This window comes from Achromobacter sp. T5-5 (genome assembly GCF_055397965.1).
The window spans coordinates 373,122-390,915 of the sequence record NZ_AP027919.1; the positions used below are offsets into that span (position 1 = coordinate 373,122).

Genomic DNA, 17,794 nt, shown 5'->3' on the forward strand with positions numbered 1-17,794 from the left:
ACAGCTTGGCCTTCTTATCGGAACGGGCGCCGATATGCTTGGAAAGACGACATGACGACGGTGACGCTGCGCCCATGCTTCGATATATAGGCGGACCTCATCCGCCTTGCTAGTAGCCGAAAGTATTAATCCTTGAATCTGCAATGGTGCTTATGCACCATTCGGCCCCGCTTGTTCTCATCCTGTTGGATGAGATCCGGCTTCAGGCCGCTTTTTGTATCCGGACGGGAATCGACTTGTAGCCGGGCGTGCCGCTTTCCGTGTCCTGATAGTCCAGCGGGCACAGGTTGTTCGCTTCCGGGTAGTAGGCGCCGACCGACCCCGCCGCAATGTCGTGCCGGATCGCCGTCAGCCGCAGCCGCCGGTGCCCCTGGCCGGGCAGGCTGGTGACGATGTCGACCTCGTCGCCGTGCGCGATGCCATGGCGCGCCAGATCGGACGCATTCATGAACAGCACGTCGCGGCGGCCGAACACGCCGCGATAGCGGTCGTCCAGGCCATAGATGGTGGTGTTGTACTGGTCGTGGCTGCGCAGCGTGGTGAGTCGCAGGATGTTGCCTTCGACGATGTCGGGATCTTCGCGCAGCCCCGCGAACGGGATGAACTCCGCCTTGCCCGAGGGCGTCTTCCAGATGCGCTCCGTGGGCGGCAGCGGCAGGCGAAAGCCGCCGGGTTTGCGGATGCGCGCGTTGTAATCGCGGAAATCCGGATAGATCTTTTCGATCAGGTCGCGGATGCGGTCGTAGTCCTCGATCAGGTGCGCCCACGGCACGCGGCTGTGCGGCAGCGTCGCCTGCGCCATGCCGGCAATGATGGCCGGTTCCGAGCGCAGCTGCTTTGAGGCGGGCAGGAGCTTGCCGCGCGAGGCATGCACCATCGACATCGAATCCTCGACCGTGATCGATTGCGCGCCGCCTGCCTGCACGTCGCTTTCCGTGCGGCCCAGCACCGGCAGGATGATCGACTGCTTGCCGACCAGCAGGTGCGAGCGGTTCAGCTTGGTGTTCAGGTGGACGGCCAGGTCCAGCTGCCGCATGCCGCGCTCGCATTGCTCGGCGTCGGGCAGCGCGATCGCGAAATTGCCGCCCAGGCAGATCAGCGCCTTGGCGCGTCCGGCGGCCATCGCCTTCATGGCGTCCACCGCGTCGTGGCCGGGCCGCGCCGGCGGCCGGAAGCCGAAGGTCTGTTCGACGCGATCGAACATGGCGTCGTCGATCTTCTCGGTGATGCCGACCGTGCGGTTGCCTTGCACGTTGGAGTGCCCGCGCAAGGGGCAGATGCCGGCGCCCGGCTTGCCGATGTTGCCGCGCATCAGCAGCAGCGCGGCGATCTGCTGCACGTTGCGCGTGCCTCTTTCGTGCTGCGTGATGCCCATGCCATAGGTGACGATGGTGGCGTTGGCCCGGGCATACGCCTGGGCTACCTGCTCCAGGTCGCGCCGGCGCAGGCCGCTGGCCTGCTCGATGTCGGCCCAGGCCGTGGCGTCCAGGTCCTGCGCGAAGGCCTCGTAGCCGTGCGTGTGGCGCGCGATGAATTCGTGCTCCAGCGTGGCGCGGCCGTCCCGGTCCGCCTCCATCAGCGCCTTCATGATGCCCTTGAGCGCGGCGGCGTCGCCGCCCACCTTGACCTGGAAATAGGTGGAGGCGATGCGCGTGGCGCCGAACGTGCCCATCTCGATCGGGTCCTGCGGATCGGCAAAGCGCTCCAGCGCGCGTTCGCGCAGTGGGTTGAACACGATGATGGGCACGCCGCGGCGCGCGCATTCGTGCAGCGTCCCCATCATGCGCGGGTGGTTCGTGCCGGGGTTGTGGCCCATCGAGATGATGAGATCGCAAGCGTCGAAGTCGTCCAGCGATACCGTGCCCTTGCCGATGCCGATGGCCTTGGGCAGTCCGACGCTGGTGGCCTCGTGGCACAGGTTGGAGCAGTCGGGAAAATTGTTCGTGCCGAATTCGCGGGCGTACAGGCTGAAGAGGAACGCGGCCTCGTTGGACGCGCGGCCCGAGGTGTAGAACTCAACCATGTCCGGATCGGGCAGGCTGGCAAGCGTCTGGCCGATGCGCGCGAACGCGTCGTCCCATTCGATGGCCTGGTAGGTGTCGCTGGCGGCGTCGTAGGCCAGCGGATGCGTGAGCCGGCCTGCGTTCTCCAGGTCGTGGTCGCTCCAGGTCAGCAGTTCGGCAACCGGGTGCGCGGCGAAGAACTCCGGGGTCACGCGTTTACGGGTCGCTTCCCAGGTGACGGCCTTGGCGCCGTTCTCGCAGAACTGGAATGTGGAGGTATGCGCCTTGTCGGGCCAGGCGCAGCCGGGACAGTCGAACCCGTCGGGCTTGTTGGTGCGCAGCAGCAGCGCGGGCGCTTCGGCGATGCGCATCTGCGTGGCCACGGCCTGCGCCGTGGCCTTCAGCGCGCCCCATCCGCCCGCGGGCGCGTCGTAGCGGTGGATGCCGGTGGGTTTGCGTTGGGTCATGAGGGTCTCCGGAATTCAGGATGCGGTACGCGGGGCGGCGCCGCGGGCGGCGCAATGGCGGCTCGCCAGGACGGAGCCCGCCACCGCGAGGACCATGGGGATGAGAAAGGCAGGGTCCACGCGCGTGAACTCCAGGATCAGCACGACGGCGGTCAGCGGCATGCGCATCGACGAGGCCAGGAACGCGGCCGCGCCGACGACGGCAAATGCGCCGGGCGGCGCGTCCGGCCAGGCCATGCTCCACAGCCCGCCCAGCGCGACCGCCAGCGAGGCGCCCACGGCGATCGCGGGCGTGAGCAGGCCGCCCGCCGCGCCCGCGCGCAGGCTGCTGGCGACGACGGCCGTCTTCAGCACCGCCAGCGTCGCCGCCAGGGCGATGGTCAGTTCATTGTCGAACGCCAGTTGCGCGGGTCCCTTGCCATTGCCCAGCAAGGCGGGCAGGGTGATCGCCAGCAGGCCGAGCAGCGTGAAATTCAGCAGGCAGGACACCGCCAGGCGCCAGCCCCGGGCGGCCTGGGCGCGCGCCGCGCCGGTCAGCCGCCGGAAGCCGTGGGCGGCCCACCCGAACACCGGTCCCGCGGCGATGGCCCAGACCACCAGGCCGGGACTGATCTGCAGGGCGGGCACGGCATACTGAATCTCGTTGCCCAGTCCGGCCCAGGCCACCGCGGCGCCGAGGCAGCAGGCCACCAGCGCGGCGACGACCGCAGGCCAGGCAAACGACCCCAGCAGCCCTTCCAGGACGAAAAGCGCCGCGCCCAGCGGCACGTTGTACACGGCGGCCAGGCCCGCGCCGGCGCCACAGGCGATGACGAGCCGGCACTGTTCCGGCGGCAGGCGCAGCCGCGCCGCCAGCCGGCCGCCCGCGAGCGCGCCGACTTCGCGCGGCGCCACCTCGCGTCCCAGCGGCGAGCCCAGCCCGACGGTCACGATCTGCAGGACCGCGTGCGCCATCGTCGTCGCGGACGGCATGCGCCGGTCGGGATCGGCCACGGCCTGATCGACGCTGACCAGGGGACGGCCATAGCGGTGGATGAGCCACCAGCCCGCGCCGGCCGCCAGCCCGCACAGCACCAGGGCGAGTACGCGGCGCGGCCCGCTGGCGGCCTCTACACCCATCAGGAAGGATTCGTGGCTGATGACGTGCCCGCCGCCATAGCCGTAGGCCAGGTGCTGGACCGTGTGCAGCAGCATGCCGAGCAGCATGCCGCCCAGGCCGGCGACCAGGCCGGTCAGGGCCACCGCGGCAAACAGCCGGGGGCGCAGCCAGGACGGATCATCGGGCGTGGGTTCGTGCATGCCAGGTCGGCTCCCGTCGGTGGGCGCGCCCGAGCATCGGCGCGCTGCGATGGGGCAGTGTAGGGCGCGTTTGCGCCCCGAGGAATGCCCGGCGGGCCGAAACCATACCTATTGGTTAGGCGCTCATCCCGAATTCCCCTGCCAGATCCGACACCCCCGGCGCGGGGAGCGGCGGATCGGAGACTGCCGGGTTCAGTCCCACTCGGCCGCCAGGCCTTGCGGGCTGACTTCACGGCCGTTGCGTTCCAGCGCGGCGATCTGCGCCATGTCGTCGTCCGTCAGGCGCAGGTCCTGGGCGAGCAGGTTGCTGGCCAGGTTGTCGCGGCGGGTGGACGACGGGATCACGGCATAGCCCAGTTGCAGCGCCCAGGCCAGCGCGACCTGCGCGGGCGTGGCCGCGCGGCGCTGTGCGATCTGGCCGATGACCGGATCCTTGAGCACCTTGCCGTAGGCCAGCGTCATGTACGAGGTGGCGTGGATGCCCTGTTCCTTCAGAAACGCGGTGAGCGTGCGGTTCTGCAGGTAGGGGCTGAGCTCGATCTGGTTGGTGGCGATCTGCTCGCGGCCCACGGCGGCAATGGCGGCCCGCGTCTGCGCGATGGGAAAGTTGGAAATGCCGATCTGGCGCGTCAGGCCCTGCGCCTTGGCCTCGGCCAGCGCCGTCATGAATTCGTCGACGGAAACGCCGTTGTCCGGCGCGGGCCAGTGGATCAGCGTCAGGTCGACATAATCGGTGCGCAACCGGGCGAGGCTGTCCTTCAGGCTGGGGACGAGCTTGTCGCGGGCGGTGTTGGGCACCCAGATCTTGGTGGTGATGAACAGGTCTTCGCGGGCCACGCCCGATTCGGCGATGGCCTGGCCGACGTCGGCCTCGTTCTCGTAGATCTGGGCGGTGTCGATGGCGCGGTAGCCGACGTCCAGCGCGTTGCGCACGGAATCGACGGCGGCCTGACCCTTCAGGCGGAAGGTGCCGACGCCAAAGGCGGGAATGCTCATGTAAAACTCCTGGGGAATGGGCTTGGCCGGACGGGCGGTGTCCGGGGATGGGCGTAGTGTCGCCGCCGCATCCTTGCGGAAAAAGATAGGTATGGGCGAAATACTTTTGATAAAAATGCAAATATGAAAACCACCCTCGACGAAATGCAGGTCTTCATCGCCATCGTGGACAGCGGCTCGATCACCGCGGCGGCCGATGTGCTGGGGCAGACCGTTTCCGCCACCAGCCGCACCATGAGCCGGCTGGAGGAAAAGCTGCAGACCACCCTGATGCGGCGCACGACGCGGCGCCTGGCGCTGACCGAAGAGGGCAAGGCCTATCTGGAGCAGGCGCGCCGCATCATCGCGTCGGTGGAAGAAGCCGAAGAACTCATGAACCTGCGCCGCAACCAGCCCGCCGGGCTGCTGCGGGTGGACGCCGCCTCGCCGTTCATGCTGCATGTGATCGCGCCGCTGGTGCCGGGCTATCGCAAGCGCTATCCGCAGGTGGAGCTGGAGCTCACCAGCAATGAAGGCAATATCGATCTGCTGGAGCGGCGCACCGACCTGGCCTTTCGCATCGGCCGGCTGAAGGACTCGTCGCTGCACGCGGTGGCGCTGGGCACCAGCCGCGTGCGCGTGCTGGCCAGCCCGGGGTATCTGGCGCAGTACGGCACGCCCCGCCGCGCCGCGGACCTGGCGTCGCACGTGCTGCTGGGCTTCAGCCAGCTTGAGTCGCTGAACGAGTGGCCGCTGCGGGATGCGGACGGGCAGGCGGTGCACATCAAGCCGCGGATTCGCGCCTACAGCGGCGAGACGCTGCGCCAGCTTGCGCTCAACGATGGGGGCATTGTCTGCCTGTCGGATTTCATGACGCGCGAGGACCGCCGGCGCGGCGCGCTGCAGCCGCTGTTCGTCAAGCAGTTGCTGGAAGTCAGGCAGCCGATCAACGCGGTGTACTACCGCAACACGGCCATCTCGTCGCGCATCAAGTCCTTCATCGACTACGTGGTCGAGACGCTGGGGCCGCGCGGATTCGAGGAATAGCCGGCGGGTAAAGATGTATCCAATGGCGACCCCGTCCGCGCGTGGGCCGATACCGTCTTTATACTGTCCCCGTTTTATTGCCACTATTTCCACTATTTCCCCCCCGGACACGCATGAGCATTTTTTCCCGTTTCTTCGGCCGCAAGGAAGTTTCCGCCGACACGGCCGCCCTGTCGGCCAACCCCGACATCGCGCAGCCGCTGAGCCTGCAGGTCCTCTTTGCGGGACCGCTGGCGATCACCGAGGCCGCGCTGGGCGATGCGTTGCGGGCCTATCACCCGTCCATGCAGCAGGCGCGCGCGGAGCTTGCGACGGACATGCCGGAGTTTCTGGGCCTGGCCGGTTGGGACAAGCACGTCGTGCGGCTGGTGGGCTTCGATGCGCCCTATCCGAAGGATGCGCTGGAGGCCTGCGTGGCCCCGTCGCACTATCCCGCCACGGTGAAGGACGAAGTCCGCGGGCACGCCAGCCATATCCTCCTGTACTACGCGGGCTTTGAAACGGATCCGCTGGAACAGTACGTGGCGCTGGCCGCGGTGGCGGGCGCGCTGACCGGTTTTGGGGCGATGGCGGTGCTGAACGAGCATGCGCACACCTCGCTGCCCGCGGGCGTATTCGCGGCGGAGTCGCTGGGCGAGGAAAGCATGGACCTGCTGCGCACGTTGCCGCTGAACATGCTGTATTGCGGCTTCGTGAAGTATGAGGTCGAGGGCGTGCAGGGGGTGTGGATGCGCACCTATGGCGCCGATGCCTTCGGGCTGCCGGACTTCGCCGCGCTGGCGACGGGGCATGACGAGGGCGAGACCTATTCGACGATGTTCAACAACATCATGGGCTACATGCTGGAAAGCGGCGCCGAACTGGCCGCCGGGCACACCATGCAGATCGGCGAGGACGCCTACATGAAGCTGCGCGAGCCGGCCGAGGCGGAGTATTACCTGGACGGTCCGGGGCGCGTGCTGGTGGTCGAGATCATCGCGGCCGACCAGATCAACACCCCCGGATAAGTCACAGCAGGCCCGCGCTGCGGGCCCGCGCCACGGCCTGCGTGCGGCTGTCGGCGCTGAGCTTGACGTTCAAGTGACGCAGGTGCGTGCGCACCGTGCTCTCCGAGACAAAGAGCTGCCGCGCGATGGCGCTGTTGGAATGGCCTTCGGCCAGCAGGCGCAGCACGCGCAGCTCTTTGGGCGTGAGCCCTTCCGCGCCGGCGGCGTCGCCGGCGACGGGGGCCTGCGGCGGCGATGCGGGACCGATGCGGGCCTGCGCCATGTAGCGCCGCCACCAGTCCTGCGCGCCGTCCGCGGCCAGCCATGCGCGGCCGGTCTCGCAGGCGGCATGGCGCTGCAGCAGCCCGGCCACGGCCGCGCCCTCGTCCGCCAGCACACGGCACAGTCCTTCGGATTGCGCCGTGTGCAGCAGCGGCGCGAGCTGCGCGCAGGCGCCAGCGTCGTCGCGGTTGCGGGCCAGCGCGACGGCGCGCAATAGCTGCAGCATGTACGCGCGCCGCACGCGCCGCGCCGCCAGCGCCTGCGCGATGTCGGCGTCCAGCTCGCGCAGCGCGGCGGCGGGGTCGCCGTCATACGCCAGCCAGCGCAGGCGTCCCAGCCGCGGCGTCAGCAGATCGTTGGCGGGCAGGCGCAGCCCTTCCACGCGGCGCCAGAGATCCGCATCGTCGGCGCGGCCCAGTTCGTCGCGCGCGGCCTGCGGATGGCCCTGCATCAGCAGCACGCGCGCGCGCTCCACCCGGGCGCTGGCCGCGATGCGCGGCAGGCGGCGCTGGTGGCCCAGATATTCCAGTTCGCCCAGCAGGTAGAAGGTCTGTTCGGGATCGCCCTCGTGGAAGGCCACGCGCGCCAGCGTCACGTAGCCCAGGATCAGGTGGTCCGGCAGCCCGACATCGCGGCCCAGCGGCACGTACACCTGGAGCAGGCGCGAGGCCAGCGCGAGGTCGCCGGTCTCGTAGACCCACGCGGCGTACAGCACGCCCGCCCAGGCATTGCCGTTGGCCTGCCCATAGGCCCCCTTGCGCGTGGAACGCACCGCCATGCGAAAGCGCGCGCCCGCCTGGCGCATGCGCCCTTCCTGCAGGTCGATGATGCCCTCGACCGCTTCGGAGTACATCAGGTTGAAGCTGCTGGCGCTGCGGCTCTGCGCGCGCCGGGCGGTGTCCAGCAGGGCGCGCGCCTCGTGGTAGCGGCCCAGCACGGCGGTGATGTTGGCCATGGCGTTGGCGAGCGCGGTGTCGGTGAACGACAGCGCATCGCCCAGCGCCGCGATGCTGGGCATGCCGGCGGCGTAGGCCTCTTCCTGCCGGTCCATCATCGACAGCAGCAACGGCTGCAGCGCCCGCACGTGGGCGCGCACGGCGGGGTCGGCACTGCCCGCCAGCTTCAGGTCCGCCATCAGCAGGGACGCCTCGCTGGGGCCGCGCGTGAAACACGTCGCCCACACCTGCATGGCCTGCAGCAGCGGCCGGGTGGCGAGCACCGCCGCGGGCAACTGGCCCAGCCAGCGCGCCAGCAGGCGCATGCGGCCTTCGGCCAGCAGCGTTTCCGCGTGCGCCTGCAGCAGCGCCAGCGCGCGCCCGAAGTCGCCGCCGTCGATGGCGTGGTCGATGGCGGGCACCGGCCTGCCTTCGTCTTCGTACCAGCGCGAGGCGGCCAGGTGCAGGCGGGCGACGTCGCCGGGCGCCTGGGCCCGCAGCTGCGACTGCAGGTAGCTGGCGAACAGACTGTGGTAGCGGTAGTGGCGCTCGTCGGCCGCGGTGCGCGTGAGCAGGACGTGGCCGTTCTCCAGCTGTTGCAGCAGGCCGGCGCAATCCATGTCGGGCAGCAGGGCCTGGCAGAGCGGCGCGCTGAGCTGCTTGAGGATGCTGGTGCGCAACAGGAACTGGCGCAGCGCCGGCGTCTGGCTGGCCAGCACGTCCTGCGCCAGGTAGTCGGCGACGGACTGGTCGCTGCCGGAGAAGCGTTCGATGAAGGCCGCGGCGCTGGGTTGCCGCGCGAGCGATGCGGATGCTAGGCACAGCGCCGCGACCCAGCCTTCGGTCTTGCGATGCAGCAGTTCGACCTCGGCGGGCGTCAGCGCGGGTTGGCGCCGCGCGAAAAAGCGGGTCGCCTCGTCCACGGAAAAGCACAGCTGCGAGGCGTCGATCTCCAGCAGCTGGCCGGCCGCGCGCAGCCGCCCCAACGCCAGCCCCGGCGTGTGGCGCGAGCCGATCAGCAGCCGGCCGTGCGCGGGCAGGCTGCCGATGAGGTCCTGCACCAGGTCCAGCACGGCGGGGGCCGTGATGGCTTCGAATTCGTCGAGCACCAGCGCAAAGGGCGCGCCGTGCGAGGCCACGGCCTGGACTAGCGCCAGCGCCAGCGTGTCCTCGGAATCATGGGCGTCCGGGCGCAGGCTGGCGCGGCCGGACAGCGCGCCCAGCGCGGCCGTCAGGCAGCGCAGGAAACGGGAGAGGTCATTGTCGGCGCGGTCCAGCGTCAGCCAGGCCGTACGCATCGGCAGCGCCTCCAGCCTTGCCTGGCACTGCGCCAGCAGCGTGGTCTTGCCGTAGCCGGCCGGCCCGCGCGCCACCACCACCTTGGGTCCGTCCGGGCGGCAGATCTGCTCGCACAGGTCCTGCCGGGCGATCTGGTCGCCATGTGCGGTGGGCGCATTGAGCTTGCCGCTGGCCAGCGCGTGTTCCATCGAGAACGAATGACGCATGAGCTGCCTGTCTGAAGAGTGCGGTCTTGCGTGGATCGGCGCGGGAAAACCCGCGGCGCGCTGGAAAATCGTCGCTTTGGACGACGGCGAAAACGCGTGCCTACGATACAAAAGGACGCTCCCCGGAGCAATACGCTCACCGCCGCAAAGACGGCGTAAACCGATAACGGAGACGAGTCCATGGCAATCCCGAAACTGACGCTCGCGCTGGCGGGCGCGATCCTCGCCGCGGGCGGCGCGCACGCCCAGAACGCGGCGGGCCCCGTGAAGATAGGCATCATGGCCGACATGAGTTCGGCGTATTCCGACATCGGCGGCAAGGGACTGGTCGAGGCCGCCCGGATGGCGGTGCAGGACTTCGGCGGCTCGGTGCTGGGCAAGCCGATCGAGCTGGTCTTCGTGGACGGCCAGAACAAGGTCGACGTGGCCAGCGCCGCCGCGCGCCGCTGGTTCGACCAGGACGGCGTGGATATGGTGACCGACCTGCCCACGTCGGCGATCGCGCTGGCCCTGAGCGAACTGGGACGCGAAAAGAAGCGGGTCATCATGGTGACCAGCGCCTCCACGTCAGAACTGACGGGCAAGGCGTGTTCGCCCTACACGGTGCACTGGACCTACGACACCTACGCGCTCGCCAACGGCACCGGCGCGGCGGTCACGGAACAGGGCGGCAAGAACTGGTTCTTCATGACCGCGGATTATTCCTTCGGCTACGCGCTGCAGGGCGATGCGTCGGCGGTGATCGAACGCAATGGCGGCAAGGTGCTGGGCGCGGTGCGCTCGCCGCTGAACACGCCCGACTTCAGCTCGTACCTGTTGCAGGCGCAAAGCTCCAAGGCCGCCATCATCGGCCTGGCGCTGGGCGGCAACGACGTCATCAGCGCCATCAAGCAGGCGGCCGACTTCGGCATCGGCCGTCCCGGCGGCCCGCAGCGGCTGGTGGCGCTGCTGGCCTTCCTGTCGGACGTGAAGTCCATCGGCCTGCAACTGGGCCAGGGACTGCTGCTGACCGAGGCCTTTTATTGGGACCAGAACGACGCCACGCGCGCGTGGTCGCAGCGCTTCCAGGACAAGGTCGGCCGCAAGCCCACCATGACGCAGGCCGGCACCTACGGCGCCGTCACGCATTACCTGAACGCGGTGAAGGCCGCCGGCACCAAGGACGCCGATGCCGTCATGGCCAAGATGCGCGCCATGCCGATCAACGACTTCATGACCCGGGACGGCAAGCTGCGCGTGGACGGGCGCGTGGTGCGCGACATGTACCTCTTTGAAGTGAAGAAGCCCGCGGACTCCAAGGGCGAATGGGACCTGTACCGGCAGGTGGCGGTGATCCCGGGCAACGTGGCGTTCCGGCCGCTCGACCAGGGCGGCTGCCCGCTCGCCAAGACCGGGGGCGCGGGATGATCAGCTATCAGGTCAGGGCCTTCGGCGAACCGCTGGCGCGCGCGCAGACCCCCACCCCGGCGCCCGAGGGCGGGCAGGTGCTGCTGCGGGTGCTGGCCGCGGGCGTGTGCCACACCGACATCCACACCTGGGAAGGGTCGTACGACCTGGGCGGGGACAAGCGGCTGAGCATGCAGCAGCGCGGCGTCACGCTGCCGCTCACGCTGGGCCACGAGATCGTGGGCGAGGTCGTGGCCACTGGGCCGGACGTCCCCGAGCACGTGCGCTCCGGCCAGCGTTATCTCGTGTATCCGTGGATCGGCTGCGGCGAATGCAAGGTGTGCCGCCGCGGCCGCGAAAACCTGTGCGCGGCGCCGCGCTTCCTGGGCATTTTCCGGCCCGGCGGCTACAGCGATCACGTGGTGGCGCCGCATGCGCGCTATCTCGTGGACATCGGCGACCTGCGGCCCGAACAGGCCGCCCCGTATGCGTGTTCGGGGCTCACGACCTACAGCGCCATCTGCCGGATCCCGCAGGACGTGCTGGCCGAGGAATCGGTGGTGGTGATCGGCGCGGGCGGGCTGGGCCTGATGTGCGTGACGCTGCTGCGCGCGCTGGGCTGCGGCAATGTCGTCGTGGTGGAACCGGATGGCGCGCGCCGCGGCGCGGCGCTGGCCGCGGGCGCGCACGCGGCGGTCGATGCCGGCGCGCCCGACGCCGCCGCGCAGGTGCGGCAGGCGGCCGGCGCGGTGTGGGCGGTGATCGATTGCGTGGGCGCCGCCAGCACGGTGCAGCGGGGCATGGACCTGCTGACCAAGGGCGGCCAGCTCATCCTGGTGGGTCTTTTTGGCGGCGAGCTGTCGCTGTCGCCGGCCCTCGTGCCGATGCGCGCCATCAGCATCGAAGGCGCGTACATCGGCAACCTGGACGAACTGAAGGCGTTGATGGCGCTGGTGCGCGAACGCAAGCCCCGCGCCATTCCCACCACGTGCCGCTGCCTGGACGGCGCGCAGTCCGCGCTGGCGGACCTGGCGGCGGGCCGCGTGGTGGGGCGACTGATCCTCGGCCCCGATGCCGACCCTTCTTCCCGCGCCGTCCCGGCCACCCTTGAACAGGCATCCCCACCATGCAATTGAATCCGGACTCCGATTACACGATGACGCTGAATGGCCGGGCGGAAGTCTCGCCGCAGACCTTCGACGTGCTCAATCCCGCCACCGAGGAACGCATCGCGGCCGCGCCCGACGCGTCGCTGGACCAATTGAATGCCGCCATCGCGGCGGCCCGGGCCGCCTTCGGCCCGTGGCGCAGCCGGCCCATCGGCGAGCGCCAGGCGGCGCTGCGCGCCATGGCCGAGCGGCTGGAGCAGCATGCCGACGGCTTCATGCGCCTCTTGACGCGCGAGCAGGGCAAGCCGCATGCGGACGCGCGGGCCGAGGTTGGCCGCTGCGTGACGTGGCTGCGCGCCTTCGCCGCCCGCGACCTGCCCGTGGAGCGCCACGATGACGGCGCGGGCCATCTGTTCGAGACGCGGCGGGTGCCGATCGGCGTGGTGGCGGCGATCGCGCCGTGGAATTTCCCAATGACGCTCGCCATCTGGAAGATCGCGCCGGCGCTGCTGGCCGGCAACACGGTGGTGCTCAAACCCTCCCCCTACACGCCGCTCACCTCCCTGAAAATGGGCGAGCTGTTTCGCGACCTGCTGCCGCCCGGCGTGCTGAACGTGATCAGCGGCGGCGACCGGCTGGGGCCCTGGCTGACCGAGCATCCGGGCATCGACAAGATCGCTTTCACCGGGTCCACCGCGACCGGCCGGCGTGTCATGCAGAGCGCCTCGGGCCGGCTCAAGCGGGTGACGCTGGAGCTGGGCGGCAATGACGCGGCCATCGTGCTGCCCGACGTCGATGTGAAGGAAACGGCCGCCCGGCTGTTCTGGGGCGCGTTCCGCAATTCGTCGCAGTATTGCCTGGCGACCAAGCGGCTGTATGTGCACGAGTCCATCTACGATGCCTTCGCGGACGCGCTGGCGGGCGTGGCGGCGGGCGTGGTGGTGGGCGACGGGTCGCAGCCCGGCACGGGGCTCGGCCCGATCCAGAACCGCGCGCAGTTCGAACGCGTCAAGGACCTGATCGCCGATGCGCACCGCACCGGCGTGCGCTTTCTGACGGGCGGCGAAGTGCCGGAGGGCAAGGGCTATTTCGTGCCCGTCACCATTCTGGACAATCCGCCCGACGACGCGCGCAGCGTGGTGGAAGAGGCATTTGGCCCGGTGCTGCCGCTGCTGAAGTACCGCGACATCGACGAGGTGGTCCGCCGGGCCAACGACACGGAATACGGCCTGGGCGGATCGGTGTGGTCGCGGGACGTGGCGCTGGCGCAGTCGATAGCGCGGCGGCTGGAGACCGGCACGGTGTGGATCAACCACATCCACGTCATGTCCCCGGACGTGCCCTTTGGCGGTCACAAGCAGTCCGGCGTGGGCGTGGAGAACGCCCTGGACGGACTGCTGGAATACACCAACACGCAAACGGTTTCCGTGCCGGCGCCGGTGTCCCGCTAGACAGGACAGGCCGGCGGCGGGGGGCGCCGCCGGCCCCAGGCGTCACGCCGCGTAGCGGCCGGCTTCGCCGTTGCGGTTGGCCGTCGGCCACAGGCGCAGGGCCAGGGCCGCGGCCGCCGCGCCCGCCGCCGTCACCGTCACGCCGGTCCAGCCCCAGTGCGCCAGCGCTAGGCTGCCCAGCGCACCGCCGGCGGCCATGCCGACGAACACGCCCGTCATCAGGATGGCATTCAGGCGGCTGCGGGCGGCCGGATCGATGCCGTAGACGATGCTCTGGTGCGCGATCAGCGAGGTCTGGATGCCCAGGTCGAAGCCGATCGCGGCGCCGCCGATCAGCCACAGCGCGGCGTGCGCGGGCAGCAGCGGCAGGAAGAACATGGCCGCGAACGACACCATGGTCAGGCCCGCGCCCAGGCTGGCGACGGCCAGGGGCCCCCGCGTATCGGCCACCCGGCCGGCCAGCGGCGCGGCCAGGGCGCCCGCGGCGCCGGCCAGTCCGAATGCGCCGGCCGCGCCCGCGCCCAGATGAAACGGGGCCTCGTGCAGCATCACCGCCAGCGTGGACCAGAAGGCGCTGAAGCCTAGCGACAGCAGGCCCTGCGCGGTAGCGGCGCGGCGCAGGCCCGGATGCTGGCGCCACAGGGTCAGCAGCGAGCCCAGCAGCGCGCGGTACGCCAGCCGCGTGGTCGGCTCGAAACGCGGCAGGCCGCGCCACAGCGCCGCGCCCAGCCCCAGGATGCTCACGGCGGCGGCCGCGAACATCATGCGCCAGCCGAACTGCTCGGCCACGAAGCCGCTGACCACCCGCGACAGCAGGATGCCCAGCAACAGGCCCGTCATGACGGTGCCGACGATCTTGCCGCGCTGGTCGGCCGGCGCCAGGTGGGCGGCGGCCGGCACGATGTCCTGCGCCAGGGTGGCCGACAGGCCGATCGCAAAGCTGGCGGCCAGCAGCAGGCCGATGGTCGGGGACGCGCCGGCCAGCAGCAGCGCCAGGCTCAATACGGCGGCCTTGACCAGGATGATGCGCTTGCGGTCGTAGCGGTCGCCCAGCGGCGCCAGCAGCAGGATGCCGAAGGCGTAGCCCAGTTGGGTCAGCGTGGGTATCCAGCCCAGCGTTTCGGCGCTGGCATGGATGTCCGCGCCCAGCACGCCGAGCATCGGCTGGCTGTAGTAAAGCGAGGCGACGCCCAGGCCGGCGCCCACGGCCAGCAGGAAGACCAGGCCGCGCGAGAGGGAGGGGTGGGAAGTGGGGGATGACATGGTGGTGTCCGGTGGCTTGAGGTACGGGGCAGATTCTGGGCTTGCCGCCGCGGTTTTGGTAGCCGACCTTCGGGTACATCGGTTATACGATGGTCGTATGACCACACGCGCCATCCCCGCCATCCCCGCCCTTCCCGCCCCGGCCGGCACCGACCGCATGCTGCTGATCGAGACCTTCGTGCGCATCGTCGAAGCCGGCAGCCTGTCCGCCGCGGCCGCCCAGATGGGCGGCACCCAGCCCACCGTCAGCCGCCGCCTGCAATTGCTGGAACGCACGATGGGCGTGCGGCTCCTGAAGCGGTCCACCCATGCCATCCGCCTGACCGAAGACGGCCAGCGCTGCTACGAACGGGGCAAGGAATTGCTGGCCACCTGGCAGTCATTCGAAAGCGAGGTGCGGGGCGCGGGCGATGAGCCGGCCGGGATGCTGCGCGTGGTGGCGCCGCACGTGTTCGGCCAGGACCAGTTCGTCGAGCCGCTGGCCCGTTACCTGAAGCGGTATCCGAACATGCGGGTGGAATGGCTGTTGCACGACCGCATGCCGGACCTGATCGCCGAGAACGTCGACTGCGCCATCCGCGTGGGCGCCGTGACGGACCCGTCGGTGGTCGCCGTGAAGCTGGGCGAGGTGCCGCGCATCGTCGTCGCCTCGCCGGACCTGCTGCAGGGCGGGCCGGTGCCGCAGGATCCCTCGGAACTGGCGCGCCTGCCGTGGCTGGCGCTGCGCACCTTCTACCGCACCGAAGTGAGCCTGACGCATTGCGAAAGCGGCGACGTGCAGGGCTTTGACATCCATCCCCGCCTGTCCACCGACGGCCTGCACGCGCTGCGCAACGCGGCGATCCAGGGCCTGGGGGCGGCGCTGGGATCGGCCTGGGCCATGCAGGCGGACCTGGCCGCCGGACGGCTCGTGCACCTGGCGCCGCAGTGGCGGGCGGACGCCCTGCCCGTCTATCTGGTGTATGCGCCGTCGCGTTTTCAGCCTGCCCGCTTGCGCCGCTTCATCGAGATCATGCGCGAACACCTGCCGGCCGAGCTGGAGGCCGGCCTGGCGGGGGGCGGCCAGCCGGTCAGGGGATGATGACGATGGCGCCTGTGACGGTCCGGTCCTGCGCGGCGCGATGCGCGTCCTGGACCTGCTCAAGGCGGTAGCGCGCGCCGATGGCCGCGCGCACCGCGCCGCTGCGCATGGCCTCGAAGACGTCGGCCGCATTGGCGCGGAACGTCGCGGGATCCGCATTGTGCGGAAACACCGACGGACGCGTGAGGAACAGGCAGCCCTTTTTGTTGAGCAATTCGGGGTCGATGGCGGGCGCCGGGCCCGACGCGGCGCCAAACAGCACCACCAGCCCGAACGGCGCCGCGCAATCGAGGGAGCCCATGAACGTGTGGCGGGCGACCGAGTCGTAGACCACGCGCGCCTTCTTGCCGCCGGTGGCCGCGACGACCTGCTCCACCCAATCTTCCTGCGTGTAGTCGATGGCAGCCGCGCAGCCGGCCGCCCGGGCGACGTCGCATTTCGCGGCGGAACCCGCCGTGCCGATGACGGTGGCGCCGAGCGCCTTGGCCCAGCCGCAGAGGATCTGCCCGACGCCGCCCGCGGCGGCATGCACCAGCACGATGTCGCCGGGCTGGACCGCGTGGGTTTTCTTGACGAGGTATTGCGCCGTCATTGCCTTGAAGAAGACCGCGGCGGCCTCCTCGTCGGCGATGCCCGGCGGGATCCGCACCAGCTTGGCGGCCGCGACATTGCGCCGGTCGGCGTAGGCGCCGACCCCGGCGTTCATATACACCACGCGGTCGCCGACGCGCAGGTCCGTCACGCCCGCGCCCAGCGCCTCCACCACGCCCGCCGCCTCGTGGCCCAGGCCGGTGGGCGTGGGCAGCGGATACTTGCCGGCGCGCTGGTAGATATCGATGTAGTTAAAGCCGATGGCCGTCTGGCGCAGCTGCACGTCGCCCGGCCCCGGGGGCGCAAGATCGGTACTGGCCAGCCGCATGACTTCCGGGCCGCCGAATTCAGTCAGGACGATGGAACGCGCTTGCGTCATGCGGTGTCTCCAGGTGATTGCGGGTGATCCGTGGGGGGGCAGGCACCGCCGGTCAGCCAGGCTGCCGGTCCGCGTCCCTGACCGATTCGTAGACCAGGGTGGCCAGCGTCAGGTCTTCCAGCGCGCTGCCCACGGCCTTGAACACTGTGATCTCGCGCTCGTCGCGGCGGCCGGGGCGTTCGCCCGCGGTGAGCTGGTGCAGGTTGCCCTGGATGTCCTGACGGGTCAGCACGCCGGCGTCGAACGCCGACAACAGGTCGCCCGCCTTGGTGGGCGCTTCGTCGGTGTCCACGTAGACGGTGGTGCCGTCAAAGCACGCGGGGTCGGTCTCGCGCATCTCGGGCTTGAAGCTGCCGATCAGGTCCAGGTGCGTGCCCGGACGCAGCCATGCGCCGTGGATCAGCGGTTCGGTGGACAAGGTGGCGCAACTGACGATGTCGGCCTGCCCGGCGGAGGCCTGCAGGTCCGTCACGGCCCGGGCGTCCAAGCCCTGTTCGCGCAGGCTGGCCGCCAGCGCCTCGGCGCCCGCCGGCCGCACATTCCACACCAGCACGCGCTCGATGGGCCGCACCGTGCGCATGGCCTGCGCGACCAGTCCGGCGATGCGGCCGGACCCGACGATCAGCAGCGTGCGGGCATCGGCGCGCGCCAGGTAGTCCGCGCCCAGCGCCGCTGCGCCGGCCGTCCGGTACACGGTCACGATGTCGCCGTCTACCTGCGCGATCGGCACGCCGGTGGCGGCGCTGTACAGGTTGTAGGTGGCGTGCAGGCCGGGCAGGCCCTGGTGGGTGTTGTCCGGGAAGATGTTGATGATCTTGACGCCGAAGTACCCGCGCTCGCTCCACGCGGGCATGATCAGCGAGGTGCCGTGGGCGTTGCCGCACTGGATGGCGTGGACGTGGCGGGCGGGCACCGTGGCGCCCTCGCGGAAGGCGTCCCGCAATGCGGGGATGACGGCGTCGAAGGACAGGGCGTTGCGGGTCTGGTCGGTGTCGATTAAGCGCATCGGATCGTTGCCTGCGGAGTGGTCAACTG

The 17,794-nt window shown here is 70.0% G+C and carries 13 protein-coding genes; 6 read left to right on the forward strand and 7 right to left on the reverse strand.

Going from position 1 to position 17,794, the window contains the following annotated elements:
• Positions 1-202: 202 nt before the first annotated feature.
• The 3 genes from ACZ50Q_RS01755 to dkgB form a co-directional block, all read right to left on the reverse strand.
• Positions 203-2,470 (reverse strand): FdhF/YdeP family oxidoreductase, encoded by a 2,268-nt coding sequence (locus tag ACZ50Q_RS01755; protein ID WP_464080349.1) that lies wholly within the window; start codon positions 2,468-2,470, stop codon positions 203-205.
• 15 nt (positions 2,471-2,485) lie between these two features.
• A complete protein-coding gene (locus ACZ50Q_RS01760; protein WP_092576599.1) occupies positions 2,486-3,769 on the reverse strand; it encodes a chloride channel protein in 1,284 nt (427 codons plus the stop codon).
• Between the two features lie 192 nt (positions 3,770-3,961).
• Positions 3,962-4,765, reverse strand: coding sequence for a 2,5-didehydrogluconate reductase DkgB (gene dkgB, locus ACZ50Q_RS01765; RefSeq protein ID WP_464080350.1), 804 nt, complete (start codon positions 4,763-4,765; stop codon positions 3,962-3,964).
• A 123-nt stretch (positions 4,766-4,888) separates the two neighbouring features.
• On the opposite strand from dkgB, the gene ACZ50Q_RS01770 reads away from it, so the two are divergent.
• Together ACZ50Q_RS01770 and ACZ50Q_RS01775 are read left to right on the forward strand one after the other, a co-directional pair.
• The gene (locus ACZ50Q_RS01770; protein WP_464080351.1) at positions 4,889-5,791 is read left to right on the forward strand and encodes a LysR substrate-binding domain-containing protein; all 903 of its coding nucleotides are present in this window, start codon (positions 4,889-4,891) and stop codon (positions 5,789-5,791) included.
• A gap of 113 nt (positions 5,792-5,904) precedes the next feature.
• On the forward strand, positions 5,905-6,798 hold the full coding sequence (locus ACZ50Q_RS01775) for a DUF4261 domain-containing protein (protein ID WP_464080352.1): 894 nt from the start codon (positions 5,905-5,907) through the stop codon (positions 6,796-6,798).
• A gap of 1 nt (position 6,799) precedes the next feature.
• Here the strand turns inward: ACZ50Q_RS01775 and ACZ50Q_RS01780 are convergent, their stop codons facing one another.
• Positions 6,800-9,499: a LuxR C-terminal-related transcriptional regulator gene (locus ACZ50Q_RS01780; protein ID WP_464080353.1), complete on the reverse strand. Its 2,700-nt coding sequence runs from the start codon at positions 9,497-9,499 to the stop codon at positions 6,800-6,802.
• Positions 9,500-9,679: 180 nt separating this feature from the next.
• Here ACZ50Q_RS01780 and ACZ50Q_RS01785 point away from each other — a divergent pair, with 180 nt between their 5' ends.
• Genes ACZ50Q_RS01785 through ACZ50Q_RS01795 form a run of 3 tightly spaced genes read left to right on the forward strand, consistent with a single transcriptional unit; the run spans position 9,680 to position 13,445 of the window.
• Positions 9,680-10,906, forward strand: a complete 1,227-nt coding sequence (locus ACZ50Q_RS01785; RefSeq protein ID WP_464080354.1) for an ABC transporter substrate-binding protein — start codon at positions 9,680-9,682, stop codon at positions 10,904-10,906.
• Complete coding sequence (locus tag ACZ50Q_RS01790) at positions 10,903-12,021, forward strand: alcohol dehydrogenase (RefSeq protein ID WP_464080355.1); 1,119 nt, start codon at positions 10,903-10,905, stop codon at positions 12,019-12,021. The genes ACZ50Q_RS01785 and ACZ50Q_RS01790 overlap by 4 nt, the downstream gene beginning before the upstream one ends.
• Positions 12,012-13,445 carry an aldehyde dehydrogenase family protein gene (locus ACZ50Q_RS01795; protein WP_464080356.1) on the forward strand — a complete coding sequence of 478 codons (1,434 nt, stop codon included), beginning with the start codon at positions 12,012-12,014 and terminating at the stop codon, positions 13,443-13,445. Before ACZ50Q_RS01790 ends, ACZ50Q_RS01795 begins: the two co-directional genes overlap by 10 nt.
• A gap of 42 nt (positions 13,446-13,487) precedes the next feature.
• Here the strand turns inward: ACZ50Q_RS01795 and ACZ50Q_RS01800 are convergent, their stop codons facing one another.
• Positions 13,488-14,708, reverse strand: a complete 1,221-nt coding sequence (locus ACZ50Q_RS01800) for an MFS transporter (protein WP_464080357.1) — start codon at positions 14,706-14,708, stop codon at positions 13,488-13,490.
• A gap of 97 nt (positions 14,709-14,805) precedes the next feature.
• On the opposite strand from ACZ50Q_RS01800, the gene ACZ50Q_RS01805 reads away from it, so the two are divergent.
• On the forward strand, positions 14,806-15,789 hold the full coding sequence (locus ACZ50Q_RS01805) for a LysR family transcriptional regulator (protein ID WP_464080358.1): 984 nt from the start codon (positions 14,806-14,808) through the stop codon (positions 15,787-15,789).
• Here ACZ50Q_RS01805 and ACZ50Q_RS01810 read toward each other — a convergent pair.
• Both ACZ50Q_RS01810 and lhpI read right to left on the reverse strand, forming a co-directional pair.
• On the reverse strand, positions 15,779-16,759 hold the full coding sequence (locus ACZ50Q_RS01810) for a quinone oxidoreductase family protein (RefSeq protein ID WP_464080359.1): 981 nt from the start codon (positions 16,757-16,759) through the stop codon (positions 15,779-15,781). The genes ACZ50Q_RS01805 and ACZ50Q_RS01810 overlap by 11 nt on opposite strands.
• Before the next feature lie 52 nt (positions 16,760-16,811).
• Positions 16,812-17,765 carry a bifunctional Delta(1)-pyrroline-2-carboxylate/Delta(1)-piperideine-2-carboxylate reductase gene (gene lhpI / locus ACZ50Q_RS01815; protein WP_464080360.1) on the reverse strand — a complete coding sequence of 318 codons (954 nt, stop codon included), beginning with the start codon at positions 17,763-17,765 and terminating at the stop codon, positions 16,812-16,814.
• Positions 17,766-17,794 lie beyond the last annotated feature (29 nt).